Annotated in this window: 17 protein-coding genes; 14 read left to right on the top strand and 3 right to left on the bottom strand. The window is 40.1% G+C overall.

What is annotated here, in order from left to right; genetic code table 11:
* Nucleotides 1–85 precede the first annotated feature (85 nt).
* The 10 genes from BSR19_RS08745 (at nucleotide 86) to BSR19_RS08705 (ending at nucleotide 8,222) form a co-directional block, all read left to right on the top strand.
* The gene (locus tag BSR19_RS08745) at nucleotides 86–481 is read left to right on the top strand and encodes a hypothetical protein (RefSeq protein WP_231605963.1); all 396 of its coding nucleotides are present in this window, start codon (nucleotides 86–88) and stop codon (nucleotides 479–481) included.
* 57 nt (nucleotides 482–538) lie between these two features.
* The gene (locus BSR19_RS08740; RefSeq protein ID WP_156247003.1) at nucleotides 539–2,296 is read left to right on the top strand and encodes an ABC transporter ATP-binding protein; all 1,758 of its coding nucleotides are present in this window, start codon (nucleotides 539–541) and stop codon (nucleotides 2,294–2,296) included.
* Nucleotides 2,289–4,034, top strand: coding sequence for an ABC transporter ATP-binding protein (locus BSR19_RS08735; RefSeq protein ID WP_156247002.1), 1,746 nt, complete (start codon nucleotides 2,289–2,291; stop codon nucleotides 4,032–4,034). Before BSR19_RS08740 ends, BSR19_RS08735 begins: the two co-directional genes overlap by 8 nt.
* Before the next feature lie 160 nt (nucleotides 4,035–4,194).
* On the top strand, nucleotides 4,195–4,422 hold the full coding sequence (locus BSR19_RS08730; protein WP_073686171.1) for a Blp family class II bacteriocin: 228 nt from the start codon (nucleotides 4,195–4,197) through the stop codon (nucleotides 4,420–4,422).
* A 17-nt stretch (nucleotides 4,423–4,439) separates the two neighbouring features.
* Nucleotides 4,440–4,841, top strand: coding sequence for a hypothetical protein (locus BSR19_RS08725; protein ID WP_070575405.1), 402 nt, complete (start codon nucleotides 4,440–4,442; stop codon nucleotides 4,839–4,841).
* Nucleotides 4,842–5,124: 283 nt separating this feature from the next.
* Complete coding sequence (locus BSR19_RS11500) at nucleotides 5,125–5,292, top strand: hypothetical protein (RefSeq protein WP_002884432.1); 168 nt, start codon at nucleotides 5,125–5,127, stop codon at nucleotides 5,290–5,292.
* 329 nt (nucleotides 5,293–5,621) lie between these two features.
* Complete coding sequence (locus tag BSR19_RS11880; RefSeq protein ID WP_156247001.1) at nucleotides 5,622–6,023, top strand: hypothetical protein; 402 nt, start codon at nucleotides 5,622–5,624, stop codon at nucleotides 6,021–6,023.
* A gap of 764 nt (nucleotides 6,024–6,787) precedes the next feature.
* Entirely contained in the window at nucleotides 6,788–7,084 is a 297-nt protein-coding gene (locus tag BSR19_RS08715; RefSeq protein ID WP_156247000.1) for a bacteriocin immunity protein, read from the top strand.
* A 227-nt stretch (nucleotides 7,085–7,311) separates the two neighbouring features.
* Nucleotides 7,312–7,728, top strand: a complete 417-nt coding sequence (locus BSR19_RS08710) for a hypothetical protein (RefSeq protein WP_156246999.1) — start codon at nucleotides 7,312–7,314, stop codon at nucleotides 7,726–7,728.
* Nucleotides 7,729–7,841: 113 nt separating this feature from the next.
* A complete protein-coding gene (locus BSR19_RS08705) occupies nucleotides 7,842–8,222 on the top strand; it encodes a bacteriocin secretion protein (protein WP_156246998.1) in 381 nt (126 codons plus the stop codon).
* A gap of 78 nt (nucleotides 8,223–8,300) precedes the next feature.
* Here the strand turns inward: BSR19_RS08705 and BSR19_RS08700 are convergent, their stop codons facing one another.
* Entirely contained in the window at nucleotides 8,301–10,568 is a 2,268-nt protein-coding gene (locus tag BSR19_RS08700) for a Xaa-Pro dipeptidyl-peptidase (RefSeq protein WP_156246997.1), read from the bottom strand.
* 120 nt (nucleotides 10,569–10,688) lie between these two features.
* Here BSR19_RS08700 and gla point away from each other — a divergent pair, with 120 nt between their 5' ends.
* Entirely contained in the window at nucleotides 10,689–11,555 is an 867-nt protein-coding gene (gene gla, locus BSR19_RS08695) for an aquaglyceroporin Gla (RefSeq protein ID WP_037602504.1), read from the top strand.
* Between the two features lie 89 nt (nucleotides 11,556–11,644).
* Here the strand turns inward: gla and BSR19_RS08690 are convergent, their stop codons facing one another.
* Entirely contained in the window at nucleotides 11,645–12,316 is a 672-nt protein-coding gene (locus BSR19_RS08690; RefSeq protein WP_084869533.1) for a CPBP family intramembrane glutamic endopeptidase, read from the bottom strand.
* A 173-nt stretch (nucleotides 12,317–12,489) separates the two neighbouring features.
* Between BSR19_RS08690 and BSR19_RS08685 the strand changes: the two genes are divergently transcribed.
* The 3 genes from BSR19_RS08685 to BSR19_RS08675 are packed head-to-tail and all read left to right on the top strand — an operon-like array spanning nucleotide 12,490 to nucleotide 14,850.
* Complete coding sequence (locus BSR19_RS08685) at nucleotides 12,490–13,245, top strand: CppA family protein (protein WP_156246996.1); 756 nt, start codon at nucleotides 12,490–12,492, stop codon at nucleotides 13,243–13,245.
* On the top strand, nucleotides 13,245–14,192 hold the full coding sequence (locus tag BSR19_RS08680) for a serine hydrolase domain-containing protein (RefSeq protein ID WP_156246995.1): 948 nt from the start codon (nucleotides 13,245–13,247) through the stop codon (nucleotides 14,190–14,192). Before BSR19_RS08685 ends, BSR19_RS08680 begins: the two co-directional genes overlap by 1 nt.
* Nucleotides 14,176–14,850, top strand: a complete 675-nt coding sequence (locus tag BSR19_RS08675) for a hypothetical protein (RefSeq protein WP_156246994.1) — start codon at nucleotides 14,176–14,178, stop codon at nucleotides 14,848–14,850. Before BSR19_RS08680 ends, BSR19_RS08675 begins: the two co-directional genes overlap by 17 nt.
* Before the next feature lie 16 nt (nucleotides 14,851–14,866).
* Here the strand turns inward: BSR19_RS08675 and BSR19_RS08670 are convergent, their stop codons facing one another.
* On the bottom strand, nucleotides 14,867–15,319 hold the full coding sequence (locus BSR19_RS08670; RefSeq protein WP_073688431.1) for a GNAT family N-acetyltransferase: 453 nt from the start codon (nucleotides 15,317–15,319) through the stop codon (nucleotides 14,867–14,869).
* Nucleotides 15,320–15,388: the final 69 nt, after the last annotated feature.

Genomic DNA, 15,388 nt, shown 5'->3' with positions numbered 1-15,388 from the left:
AAAATGAATAAACACGTTTGGAGAAATAATGAAACACTTAATGATGACAGTAGTCACCGTATTAACGTTAGGAGTAACAATGACGATGGTTAAGGCAGATACTTATCAAAGTGGCCGTGATGCCGATATCATGCGAGAAAGAGGACAGGTTTGGAATTATTCTGAGTCTAAGAGAGAGCCTCAATTAGCCAACTACAACACCGATGGTCGCTATCTCAGTGAGGCAACTAACTTTGAATTATACAATTTTGTCAGAGAGTATAAGACATCTGATGAAATCAGACGCATTTGGAACCCCAAGAAGGACGAATCAGTTATCCACGATAAGGATAGCTACTCTATTGATGATGGGCACAAGGTCTATAATTTTGACTCCTTTGCTTATCAATTGCCAGAGTCTACTGATTTTGGGAAATTGACTTATATTGGTTACTTTCAGTTAGAAGATGGTACAATTTATCGCTATTGGAAGCAACCTTAGCATACGAGACTTATACGAGGTCTATTATTAACCATTTGTAAGGATAGGGGGAATAACTTGTTTTTTAAAGAATCAATCATTGCAAAACTTTGGTGGTTTTTCAAGTTAGAAAAACGTCGGTATATTGTCGGGATTTTGGCACTGAGTCTGGTTTCGGTACTCAATCTGATTCCTCCTATGGTTATGGGGCGGGTCATTGATGCTATTACATCGGGAAAATTGACCAATCAGATCTTGCTTTTGAATCTTGTGTATTTGCTTTTGGCAGCTTTAGGAATGTACTATTTGCGCTATGTTTGGCGGATGTATATCTTGGCGACCTCTTATCGCTTGGGTCAGATTATGAGGTCACGCCTTTTTGAGCATTTTACCAAGATGTCGCCTTCTTTTTACCAAAAGTACCGAACTGGGGATCTCATGGCTCATGCGACCAATGATATTAACTCTTTAACCCGTTTGGCTGGTGGGGGTGTCATGTCAGCCGTGGATGCGTCTATCACAGCCTTGGTAACCTTAATCACCATGTTCTTCAGCATTTCCTGGCAGATGACCCTGGTGGCTGTCTTACCCCTACCCTTCATGGCTTTTGCGACTAGTCGTTTGGGACGCAAGACCCATAAAGCTTTTGGAGAATCCCAGGCAGCCTTTTCAGAACTTAATAATAAGGTTCAGGAGTCGGTATCAGGGATCAAGGTAACCAAGTCTTTTGGCTATCAGGAGGCTGAGCTTCAGTCCTTCCAAGAGACCAATGAGATGACTTTTAAAAAGAATATGCATACCATGAAGTATGACAGCCTTTTTGATCCTTTGGTCTTGCTCTTTGTTGGCTCATCTTATGTTTTAACCCTTCTTGTCGGGGCCTTTATGATTCAGGCTAATCAGATAACGGTCGGAAATTTAGTAACCTTCATTACCTATTTGGATATGTTGGTTTGGCCTTTGATGGCCATTGGTTTCCTCTTTAATATCACACAGAGGGGAAATGTATCCTACCAACGTATTGAAAATCTTCTGGAGCAGGAATCAGATGTTCAAGATCCTGCACATCCTCTCCCAAGTATCGAAAATGGTCGCTTAGAATATGCGATTGACCGCTTTGCTTTTGAGGATGAGGATACTTTGCGAGATATTCATTTCACCTTGGACAAGGGCCAAACCCTTGGTTTGGTTGGACAGACTGGCTCAGGAAAGACGGCCCTTGTCAAGTTGCTCTTGCGGGAGCACGATGTTAATCAAGGAGCCATCTATTTAAATGGCCATGACATCAGAGACTATCGCCTATCAGACTTGCGTAGCTTGATGGGGTATGTTCCTCAAGACCAGTTTCTCTTTGCCAGTTCCATTTTAGACAATGTTCGTTTTGGTAATCCTGACCTCGCCTTTGAAAAGGTGGAAGAAGCGACTAAGTTGGCTCAAGTTTATGAGGATATCAAGGCTATGCCTGAAGGCTTTGAAACGATCATTGGTGAAAAGGGTGTCAGCCTATCAGGTGGTCAAAAACAACGTCTGGCCATGAGTCGTGCCATGATTTTGGATCCAGATATTTTGATTTTGGACGACTCCTTATCTGCGGTTGATGCCAAGACAGAACATGCCATTATTGATAATCTCAAGCATACCCGCAAGGATAAGACGACGATCATTACCGCCCATCGTCTTAGTGCTGTGGTGCACGCTGACCTCATCTTAGTCATGCAAAATGGTCGTATCATTGAACGGGGCCGTCATGAGGACTTACTAGCTCAGGATGGTTGGTATGCCAAGACCTATGAGTCTCAACAGTTAGAAATGGAAGGAGGAGAAGTTGATGCCTAATCAAAACCAATGGTCTGTGTTTAAGCGTCTCTTGACTTATCTCAAGCCTTACAAATTCTTGACCTTTCTAGCTTTGACCTTCCTCTTGTCCACTACGGTTATCAAGAGTATCATTCCCCTTGTGGCCTCTTATTTTATCGACCACTATCTGCATGATATGAATCAGGCGGCAAGCTTGATTCTGATTGGTTACTATGGGCTTTATCTCTTGCAGACGCTAGTTCAGTATCTGGGAAATCTCTTTTTTGCGCGTGTGTCCTATAGTATTGTCAGGGATATTCGCCGAGATGCCTTTGCCAATATGGAAAAACTGGGGATGTCCTACTTTGACAAAACTCCAGCAGGCTCTATCGTTTCTCGCTTGACCAATGATACTGAGACTATTAGCGAGATGTTTTCAGGGATTCTGTCTAGCTTTATTTCGGCTATCTTTATCTTTGTTACCACCCTTTACACCATGATGATCTTGGACATTCGTCTGACCGGGCTTATTGTGCTCTTTCTCCCTCTGATTGTTCTTTTGGTTAATCTCTACCGCAAAAAATCAGTGGTCATCATTGAAAAGACCAGAGCCTTGCTTTCAGATATAAATGCCAAACTGTCAGAGAGTATCGAAGGGATTCGCATCATTCAGGCCTTTAACCAAGAGAAACGTCTCAAAAAAGAGTTTGATGCCATTAATGAGGAACACCTGATTTACGCCAGCCGTTCCATGTCACTGGATTCTCTCTTTCTACGCCCAGCCATGAGTTTACTGAAGCTCCTGGGCTATGCTGTTCTCATGGCCTACTTTGGCTACCGAGGTATCTATTTGAGCATCACAGCAGGGACCATGTATGCCTTTATCCAGTATATTAACCGCCTCTTTGATCCCTTGATTGAAGTGACACAAAACTTCTCAACCTTGCAAACCTCGATGGTCTCAGCAGGTCGGGTCTTCGCTTTGATCGACGAGCGCACCTATGAGCCTGAACAGAGAGACACAGATGCTAAGGTTACCGAGGGGAACATTAGCTTTGAAAATGTCTCTTTCTCCTATGATGGTAAACACCAGATTTTAGATAACATATCCTTCTCTGTCAATAAAGGTGAAACCATCGCCTTTGTCGGTTCTACAGGTTCCGGAAAATCCTCTATTATCAACGTATTCATGCGTTTTTATGAGTTCCAATCAGGACGAGTTCTTCTTGACGGTGTGGATATTCGCGATTATAGTCAGGCAGAGCTGCGTAAGAACATTGGTCTTGTCCTTCAGGAACCCTTTCTCTATCATGGTACAATCAAATCCAATATTGCAATGTATCAGGATTTAACTGATGAAGAGATCAAAGCCGCTGCTGAGTTTGTGGATGCCAACCACTTTATCGACAAACTTCCAGAAGGTTATGATGCTCCAGTTTCCGAACGAGGTTCAAGTTTTTCAACCGGTCAACGTCAGCTTCTAGCCTTTGCTAGGACCGTTGCTAGCCAACCTAAAATTCTAATCCTGGATGAAGCGACAGCCAATATTGATTCGGAGACAGAGGCTATTGTCCAAAATTCTCTAGCAAAAATGCGTCAAGGACGCACAACCATTGCCATTGCCCACCGCCTATCGACAATCCAAGATGCCAACTGCATCTATGTCTTAGACAAGGGCCGCATCATCGAACACGGTAGCCATGAGGAGCTCCTAGCCCTCGGCGGCACCTACCACAAGATGTACAGCCTACAAGCAGGTGCAATGGAAGGAGAGTAGGCTAGTCTAGACCATAGCTTCTATATTCGAAAAGATTTCTTAAAAATCAAAATCGAGTGGTGACATTCATGTCACTACTTTTTTGTTGTCTTCCACTCTATAATAAAACCATAGCTTGAGAGAAAAAAGCTAAAAAATAATATTTTAGGAGGTTGTTAGAATGACAACACAAACAATTAACACTTTTGAAACACTCGATTTCGAGGCACTTGCAAACGTTGAAGGTGGAAAAGTCAATTGGGACCGTTTATCTAGTAGCGCTAGTGGTGCTGCTGAGGGAATTTATTTCTGTGCCGCATCAGGTGCTCCACTCTTTACGCTTGCACCTTATGCTATTGTAGGGTGTGGAGTTGTCGGAGCTGGTCTTGGTTATGCTTTCCCACATTAATTAAAAATTTACTAATTATGAAACTACAAAATAATAATGCAGTAGCATTACAGTTATTAAGACTAGGAAGTGCTGCAATAGTTGTTCTTCTCATTAATTTAGGTTTTTACCTTTATGAAAAAGTGACTCCGGTATGGATTCTGTTTGGATTAGGCTTGCTTACTATATTCGTAGGAGTGATCAACATTATTTTTTACCGGTTATCAAAAAAACAATCAGTAACAAAAAGCTATTTGACGCTAAAACAATCATTTGGTATTTTCCTTAGTGTTTCATTGTTTGTCTTGTGTGTCGAGTTTTTCAAACTACTAACACTAACGGACTTTACGGATCGCATTGTATTATTTATTTTAATGCTTTTATTGATTTTATTTGATATTCTTACTTATTTTCAAGTTAAAAAATATTTCAAAAGATAAAAGGTATCCATACTCATGACTAAAAAACGCCTAGTGTCTCTAATGATGTCTATGGGCTTCATCCTTGTTGCCTTACATAACTTGGGAGAAAAACTGAATTTCGGACTTCAATGCCTAAATATTATTGGGTTATGTCTTTTTCTCTTTCTTATGTGTACGATTATCAAGTACATAAGGTCAGACAAGTAGTGACATTTATGTCACTACTTTTTTATCGGCTTCCAATCTATAATAAATTCATAGCTTGAACACAGAACGCTAAAAACACTTTAAGGAGAAAAGTATGTTTAAAAACTCAAAACCGTATTTACTGGCTACCATTCTCATCGGAATGGGCCTCGCTAATCTATTTAGAAGTTTGGATGCAGTCCACCATACCATTAACTTGTTGGGGCTAACCTTGCTTCTTTATAGTCTGCTTTTTAAAAAATGGGCACAGTTTAAAAAGTAACCTTTTGCCCCTTTGAACGTGAGGTGCTTGCAAATGCTTATTTTTGATGTTCCCGAAGTAAAATTATTCTTGCTAATGATAGCGGAGATTGTATTATATTTGATTGCATATTTTTGTAATAGAAAAAATAAAGATATGTATATTCGCTTATTTAAAATATCAGTGCTAATGACGCTATTGTATTACATCTCCAGTAGAATGTAATCGCTAAGGGATTACTTGAGATCTTACAACAGTATAAAAAAATACAGAAAGGAATAGCGTTAAATGTAATAGCTTATTCAGTTTACAAGACTGACTGAGGTTATTCATAGCTTAATTGTTTTATCATGAAATTAAAGAATATTAGTCCGAGAGTATTGCGATTTTTTAGGGTCGCTACTGCTATATTGGGAGTTTTCCTTATAAGTACCAGTATTTCTCTCTACAAAAGCAAGACTTCTCCAGAGATTTGGTTAGCAGTCGGAGCACTAGCTTTAGTGGTCATTTTGGTAAATGGGCTGCTCTACTGTTTGCTTAAGAAGCGTTCCAATTCAGTAAATCCGTTAACAATATGGCAGTCCTTCATTGTCTTTCTGGTCATCTCATTTCTAGTGCTTTGTGTAGAGTTTTACACATTACTAACATTCAGTGATACCACAGACCGCATAGTACTAGTCGTATTAATGCTTTTGTTAATTCTCTGTGATTTTCTAGCTTACCTTCAAGCCAAAAAATATTTTAAACAATAAACGCATTTGCTTGATTATTCTGTAAGCAATCTAGAAGATATTTGCGAAAAAGTGTTATAATAAGAAAGTGATTAATGAAAAATATGAAAATTAGAGAAGTATTTCCAATACTTGACGGATATTCTTCTATCGTATAGACAAAACTTGCAAGGTCTGGGTCTTCAAAATATGTCATGAAAGGAGGATTACTATTTGAAACAATCGCTTATTTCTAGGAAATACATAAAATTTATCCTACAAGTTATCTTGGCTGTCTGTATTCAATGTGTGATAACATTTTTCTGGCATCAAGAAAGGACATTTTTATTTTACACCTTGTCACTCTATGTTTCTTTATCGCTCTCTGATGATCTTAGTCAGCTGATTTTTAGAAACGATAAGTGATGTATTTGTTTTAAGCAGCATGGAAAGTGACAGATTCGTGTCTTTAGCCATGCTAGATTCAGAATAATAGCCAATCATTCTTTAGATAACGCCCTAGTAGTTTATGTAAATGACTCAAGTAGAAAAGGAATTACCATGGTGATATTACAAAAAATTAGTTCTGCTGTGTTACGTTCGTTACGTGTCGTATCAGCAATCCTAGGAGTAGTCATTGGGAATATAGATTTAAATGCTCTATCTAGTCAGCATCCAATCTGGATTTGGCTACCATTTAGGATATATAGCCACTTTTTGGGACGCTGGCTTTTAAATGACTATAAGGGTGCTATGCTAAAGATGTGATTGAAAAATTAGTTGAGAGAAATAGGGAGGTTTTCTTAATGACAGGACTTAAATGGTTTGTAGGAGGCAAAGAGAGACGAGAACAAGCAATAGCTATCATCGATGAAGTAATTGAAACTATTGGAGATAAGCAAGATTATGCTGATTTGAAGCAGGTCCTGCACTCCTACCGAACGGAACTTGCAGACTCTCGTTCAGCCACTCCCTATATCTTAAGCAGGATGTCACTGGAAATATCCGAAGTGGTCAGAAAAGACCAGCTAACCTTGTCTCCCTTTATCGAGGAGCGAATGGCAGAGTTGCGAAAATTGCTAGCGATTCGTTATGGCTATTGATGTCATTAGGGAGGATTTCTTGGTTTTAAGGTTGAGTTGTCCATTGAGAAAAGAAAGATGGGGCAAAAAGGTTCTTTTCCAACCTGTTGAGGAGCAGAGAAAGAACCTTAAGTCCTAGTTATGATTATGCCTAGCGGACAAGTGATTGTGATGAAAGAATAGCCGATCCTTTCGATGATAATGCCCTTATAACTTGTTTAAACTACTCTAGTAGAAAAGGAGTTAAAATGGTGATATTACAAAAATTTAGTTCTGCTGTGTTACGTTCGTTACGTGTCCTATCAGCAATCCTAGGAGTAGTCATTGGGAATATAGCTTTAAATGCCCTATCTAGTCAGCATCCAATCTGGATTTGGCTACCTTTGGCATTGCTATCAATCTTTTTACTCGTGTTACCACAGTTGCTTAAGCGAGAGCTTGACCGTCGTCCACTTGAGGAACGACAGTTTACTCCTAAACAAATTTACGCTGGTATGGGCTTGGCACATTCTGCTATTATTTTAGCTGGTATTTATCGTTTGCTGACGGTGAGAGATGCCGAATGGCGTCTAATCATTATTGTTGTGATTGTTTTGGATATTTGTTTACTAGTTTTTCTGACACCTAGAGTGCTTAAAATCATTAAACAAAGTGAACGAGGTTAGAATGGCAGTTTATGATGGATATGCTTATAAAAATAGTGTTTATCTATGCTTTGTAGGTGTAATTCAATATAGTGAAAACTTTCTGTTTGATAGAAGTGTGAGGTTTAAGTTTTATGTCAAAAAATCTACGTGCCCTTACGGCCATTGTTTTGTCCCAAGTGCTTATTGAGTGGATGGGATTCTTTTTAGGTATTCCTCTAAGTAAGATTCTGGTTTTAACAGTACTTAGCAGTCTAGCAGAGATTTTGATGCATCTTTTCCTAAGCAAAAAATCTAAAGTTACTTTGGGTGATAAAGAGATATGGCATCAATACTTTTTATTCGTTAAGAAGACACTGTGGCTTTCCATTTTGTTTGTTGCAATTTTTCTTTTTTATACGATAATCAAATCTGATAGCTTTATGCTTTATTTTTACTGGCATATCTTCGTGTTATTCCACTGTCTTGGCTACATCATTTGTTTAAATAACATTAAAATAAATCGTAAAAATTGAAGATTAAATCTTGTTTATTTCCACACAATAAAAAATCCCATGGGAGTTCTCATCCTATGGGAATTTTTGTGATAAAGACTAATAAGGCAATGTCATCTGACTTTGGCTTAGGTCCACAGTTAATTCGTAGTTGCTATTGTCACGAATAGTGTGCTCAAAGTCTGTGGTATAGAGAACGAGTCGGAGTTTTTCGCCCTTGTTGAGTTTGTAGATGGTTGGTTGCAAGTCCAAACCGATAGTCATCCATTCATTTGGAGTGACATTCTCAATGCTAAGGAGGTTCTTGCGATTTTGCAGGTTAAGGTGTCCTTTGGTAATCACACGATATTTTGCCTGCTTGAATGGCAATTCACGTAAGGCTTCTTCCTTGAAGAGACGGCCGTTATCTAAATTCATGCGTTTGAGTGCGGGAATAGGTGCGAGATACTTCTTGTCACCCATTTCTAGAACTTGGGCTGAAATGAGACCACGATTTGTGCTAGATTTAACTTTGAGCTCTAGGTGGACACGACCATTAATCTGGATGTCTTGGTCCAGTTCAAAGTCAAAGGTAATGGCGTTGGCTTTGTCTGCAAAGAGGTCATCCTTGAAGCTTTGGTAAGCTTTACCGTATTTGGTGAAGGTTTCCTCTTCGTAATGGTTAGCGATGCTAGCTTCAGCCTCACCAAGCTGAATGTGTTTACCATTGTCGTGTCCAAAGTTATCGAGAACTTCCCAGGTCTGTTCAGACTGGTTGTTTTGCCAGATCACAGTAGGTAGTGTGTAGCCGTTCTCCAAACCAAGGAGTTTCTGACAAATCAAGGCGTTCATGCTTTCTCGGAAGTCAATAGACTGCCAAGCATTCATGTAAACGTGGGCACCATTGTGGAAGAAGAGGTGTTTTTCAAGAGAGTCTGGAAGAGCATTGAACATTTGATAGACGTTAATCGGTTTGACATTCCAATCCTGGCTACCATGTGTAAAGACAACAGTGGCTTTGACACGATCTGCGAATTGCACATAGTTACGGTCATGCCAGAACTGGTTATAGTCCCCATGCTTACGATCAATGGCTTTGCTTAGCTCTTTGAGGTAGGTCTCATAGTCTTTTTGGTGGCGTAGGTATTCTCCAGCTAATAGGGCACGAGAATAGGTAAATTCAGTCAAGGTGTCGAGATCTTCACCAGGGTAGCCTCCAGGGCTGACGAGGAGCCCATTTTCACGATAGTAGTCGTACCAAGAAGAAATACCGGCTTCAGCAATAACCATTTCCAAACCGTCAACGCCAGTTGTGGCTAGGGCGTTGGACATGGTACCTAAGTATGAAAGTCCAGTAGTAGTCACCTTACCAGAAGCCCAATCAGCAGTGATTGTATGCTGTCTGCTACGGCTAGTAAAGGCGCGTGAACGACCATTGAGCCAGTCGATGACAGCTTTATAGGCCAGAACCTGTTGATAGTCTCCAGAGGTCATGAAACCTTCTGAGTTGAAGGTACCGACACCGGATACATAGATAGAGGCCACACCACGAGCTAACATGTAATCGTTGAGTGTGTAGGTATCTGTGTGAGCAAAACGCTCCTGAGCTTTTGTGACAGGATTGATAGGCGTAAGGTCTGCCTCTGGTACCTTGATTTCAGGTTGTCTAAGAGAGATTTCACCTGCTGGTTTGACGAGCAAGTCTCCCTCCATCTTGTGGGTGAGCTTATCTGAAGCAGGCTCATTAGTCCCTTGTTGATAAGGACTTGCGGTCATCATGGCTGGAACTGGGAAGTCTACATTAGGACGTAAGATAGTCACCTTGACCAAGTCTAACTGCCCGTCTTTATCAGTATCTACAGGTGTTTCGACATAAACCACTTCACGGTGAAGCTGATTAGTGTCAAATGTTGCTAAGCTCTTACCATTAAAGAAGACGTAGTCATTACTTACAGGGATTAAATCCTGAGCTACTAACTGATCAATTAAGGTATTGCCAGACTGTGTGCGTGTCGCCAACAATTGATGAAGGTTGTTAAGACTGCCATCAAAAGTGATTGGAAAGGCCATTTTCTCTAGGAAAGCAGCACTGTCTGTAAAGTCCACATTAGGGACAAATCCTAGCAGTTGAAGGGCTACCAAACCAAAGACTTCAGCAGTCAAAGGACGGTCTGATTGGAAAAAGGTCAGGAGGTCAGTCTCTGTATCGGCAATCCAATTTTTCAAAGCTAAGTCGGTGTCTTCAAAGAAGAGGAAGGACTTGCGAACAAAGGCCTCAAAATTGGCTTTGGCACTAGCATCTAGAGAGACTTCAAATCCTAAAGAACGAAGTTCCTGACAAGCTATTTCAGGACTAACTGGGATGTAACTAAACTGATTAAATTTCATATTCAAAAACCTCAAAAATAATACGTAAACATTTCAGAAATATCTTTACATCAGACATTATACTTGATAAAATGATAGATGTCTAAATTATTGTAAAATCGAAAGGAAATAAAGAGACAAATGAATGATTTTCTAAAAGAAGCGTTCACCAGTGAATGGGTTTTGAAATACCTCACTGAGTTTATCGCGACTGCTTTTCTTGTAGCCCTTGGTAATGGTGCTGTTGCCAACGTTGAGCTTAAGGGAACAAAAGGTAACAAATCTGGTTGGATTGTTATCGCCTTTGGTTATGGTTTTGGTGTTATGATGCCAGCCCTTATGTTTGGTGATGTTTCTGGTAACCACATCAACCCTGCTTTCACACTTGGACTTGCTGCTTCTGGCTTGTTCTCATGGGTAGGCGTTCCTGGATACCTTATTGCACAACTTCTTGGTGCCTTTGTAGGTCAAGCTATCGTGGTTTGGGTTCACCAACCTTACTATGTACAGACTGAGAATCCAAACAATATTCTTGGTACTTTCTCAACGATTTCAGCAGTTGACGATCATGATGACACTCCAGAAAATCGTAATCGTGCATGGGCTAACGGTTTTGCCAATGAGTTTGCAGGTTCATTCCTTCTCTTCTTTGGTGCCCTTGCCTTGACTAACAACTACTTTGGTCACAAATTGGTCTCACAAGCAGTCCAATATGGGTATGATAAAGAAGCTGTAACAGGCCAAATGGCGAATGGATCTCTTGCTGTAGCTCACATTGGTGTTGGTTTCTTGGTTTGTGCCTTGGTTCTATCATTTGGTGGACCTACAGGACCAGCCCTTAACCCAGCCCGTGACTTGATGCCACGTCTTCTTCACCACATCTTGCCAACATCAGTTCTTGGTGAGCACAAAGGTGATTCTAAATGGTGGTATGCTTGGGTTCCAGTTGTAGCTCCAATCCTTGCAGGAATTTTGGCTGTATACTTGTTCAAAGCCCTCTACCTTTAATCAATAACAAAAAATCTGAAGTTAGTGCTTCAGATTTTTTTACGCTAAAAATTTTGAAAGTAGCAAAAAAACTGAGAAAGTTTTCTCAGTTACATAGGAGTAGTTATAACTAGGATTGTAGCACCTAAGGTGAAAAGATTCCATAGGACATGAAGTGAGATAGCCGCTGATAGATTTTCTCTTTTTTGGTAAATCATAGAGAGAGCCAAGCCCATTCCAATATAAAGGAGGAGGTGGGCAAGGTTGGTAGGCATATGGAATAGGCAAAAGAGACCGGTACTCACTAAAACAGCAACTGTCGAATAAGGAGCCAGCCAAGAGAAAATCCACTTGCGAAAGAGTAGTTCTTGTAAGAAGGCTGTGGTCATCATGCCAATGGCTACTGGTAGGATAGGGGTTGTCGTAAGAGTTCTTTGAAGTTCTGCATGATAGTTGGTGTGAGTCAGTAGCATAAGATTGCTTCCAATAACTCCCATCAGAAAAATAAGCACAAAGCCCCAGATAATAGCTTTAGTATCCTTTCGGTCGAGTCTAAAGTGAGTAAGCAAACCTTCATTTTTAGCCCAAAGATAGGTAATATAAAAAATAATGAGATTGACAGCGATAATTCCCCAGCTTTCAAGGCTAGTGAAGGTCAACCCAGTCTGATTGTTATAGGACGTTGTCATACCTAAAGCCAGGTTTGGGATAGCTATCATCAGCAGTAAAAAGAGTCCCTGATAGGTATGTCTAAACGCCAAATGATTGACGAGAGTTTTCATAGTCTCTATTATACTCTAAAATGAGGAAATAGCTAGTCCTACGGTAAATATAATATAATGATTTTCATAATTTATGTGAAAGAATGTGAAAAAATTACAATCCTGTTTTTTCTTAGGAAAATCCTTGTCACACAGGCTCTTTTCGGATAAAATAGAAAAGAATGGAGGTTGTCATGACGCAATCAGGGAATTTTAAGTTTCACACACCAATCTTTCGTGTGAATAACAGACAAGAAAATATTGATTTTTACCAAAATACATTAGGATTTAAGCTTTTGACTGAGGAAAATGCCCTTGCGGTCTTCACAGATTGGACAGACCGTAACTCACTTTTTGTGATTGAGGAGTCACCAGCTTACCGTTGCCGTGCGGTTGAAGGCCCTAAGAAAATTAATAAAGTGGTTATCAAGGTTTCAGATCCACTTGAGATTGAGTACCTTTTGGCGCGTGATGATCACCAAGCCAAGGCTATTTTCCAAGGGGAAAAAGGGTATGCTTTTGAAACAATCTCACCTGAGAATGGTCTTATTTTGATGCATGCCGAAGATGACTTGTCTACTCTCAAGACAGTCGAGTACGCAGATGTTGAAGAAAAAGAAGATTTCAAAGGAATGTCAGACTTTACGGTCGAGTCTTTGACCTTGAACGTTGTTGATACAGCTCAAGCAGCTTTCTTTTACGACAATCTTTTTGGTGAAGAATTGCCTTTGTCTATCCACTTTGAGAAAGCAGAAGGTCCTGACCTCCAAGTGAGTCCAGACCAGACTTGGGATTTGGAAATTCTAGAATTTAAGGTAGCTGAAGACTACGACTTGGTTGCCTTGCATGAGAAACTTGAAAAGGAACAGTTCTCAAGTTATCTAGATACTAAAGAAAGCCTACTCGCACTGACTGATATGAGTAATATTGAGGTTTGGCTAACAAAATAATGACTAATTTTAAACAAACATTGTCAACAATTACAGACTACATCAAGGCTGACATCTTCCCGGGTGCCAGCCTTGCACTTTATGACGGACAAGATTGGCAGGAGCATTATCTAGGAACTCAGGATGGAAATATTCCGGTAGTTCCAGGACTGACCTATGATCTAGCCAGTGTTTCCAAGGTGGTAGGAGTAGGGACCCTCTGTCTTTTCTACTTGCAGATGGGAAAATTGGACTTGGACGAGAAACTATCGACCTATTATCCTGCAGTAGTGGATAAGACGCTAACCCTTCGTCAGCTTCTTTCTCATAGTAGCGGCATTGATCCTTTTATTCCAAACCGTGATGAGTTAGACCAAGCTGGCTTGATTTCTGCTATTAATGCCATCAAAGTTAAGGATGATAAACCTTTCTTGTATACCGATATTAATTTTATTCTCCTAGGCTTGATGCTTGAGAAAGTCTCTGGACAAAGACTGGACAGGCTCTTTGACAGCGAGATTTTTCAACCGTTTGGTATGTCTGAAACACGGTTTGGGCCAGTTGAGGTTGCTGTTCCAACTGTTGAGGGAATTCCGGGAGGAACTGTTCACGATCCCAAGGCTCGAGTGCTCAAAGAGCATACAGGGTCAGCAGGTCTCTTTTCAACCCTAAAGGACTTGGAAATCTTTATTGACCATTATTTGAGGGATGATTTTGCTAAAAATCTGACGCAGAATATCAGCCAATCCAATAAGGAACGCAGTGTCGCTTGGGACCTTCAAGGCGATTGGATTCTTCATACTGGTTATACAGGTACCTTTGTGCTTATCAATATCTCAGCTCAACGTGCAGCTATTTTCCTCAGTAATCGTACCTATTATAGGGATGAGAGGGCTCAATGGATTAAGGACAGAGATGCTTTGATTGAGATAATGAAGAAGGAGCTGATTCGTGAAACGGTCGAGTAGACATTCTAAGGAAAGCAAACTTGTCCCTTGGTTTTTGAGTCTCCTCTTTTGTGTGCTTAACGGGAGTAGTCTCTTTGTCTGTGGTATGTTTTTTGGGGTGATGGTCGACTTGTTGGCATTTGATAAAGATTCCTTCTATTTAGGTGTTCTTGTATTTTCTTGTATAGTAGTCCCTATAATCGCTTCTTCTTATATCTTGATAAGAGAGATACTATACAAATTGATTCATTGCCTTGGTTATCGTGCCCAACCTGATTTGAAAGTCATTCGTATGAGGAGAGGATTTGATATTCACTTTCCTGTATTTGAAAAGTACAGTCAGGACTATAAGTTACTCTACAAGAAGCGTTCCAAGAAGCTTCAAATAGGGTATTTGCTTATATGTTTAGGATACTTTAGTGGACTTAGCCTTATAATAATTACCTTTACAGTTCTATTGAGAGGACTGTTTGAGCTCCTAGAACTAGAATCAAAACTGTCATCTTCTGAATATAAACAATTTCTTGGTTTTTTGGTCTGCATGGGAGTGTTTGTCTTTCTTTTTAAAGGGCAGAAATACTGGAAAAAGATCGTAGAGACATTAAAGAAAAGAGAATATGTATCAGTTCTTGCTGTCGAGCATGGCTATCCTATATTTGCGACAAAAGAAGAAGCTTAAGCAGTTGACCTACTGCTTAAGCTTTTTTACTTAGTAATGATTTTTCAACAGTAATGTGTTGGATACCAGCCTCTTCAAAGATTTTACCGACTTCCTGATAGCCATTATTGAGGTAGAACTTAAGTGCCCCGAGTTGAGCATGGAGAGAAATAGTCTGGAAGCCTTGCTCTTGTGCGAAATCTTCAGCTTCTTTCAAGAGAATGCTTCCCAGACCTTGACCTTGGTAGGCCTCGAGCACTGCCATACGTTGGAGGGTAAGCTGAGTCAAATCTTTATTAGGTAGTAGGCGTACGGTTGCTGCAGCCTTGTCTTTATCATCGTATAAAACAAAGTGAATACAGTAGGCTTCATTTGCGTCAATCTCGATAGAGTGAGGAACTCCTTGGCCTTTAACGAAAACGGTGTTTCGAATAGCCACAGCATCTAGATAAGTCTCTGAAAGTGTATCTCTTGTATGTTTGATAATCATAGAACCAGTGTAACAAAGATTCTAGTATATCGTCAACGAAAAAAAGCTTGATGAGAGGAGTTATCATCA

The sequence above is a fragment of the Streptococcus salivarius genome (assembly GCF_009738225.1).
GTDB lineage: Bacteria > Bacillota > Bacilli > Lactobacillales > Streptococcaceae > Streptococcus.
Note: the sequence above shows the minus strand (reverse complement) of the source record. Positions and strands in the feature narration are given on the sequence as shown.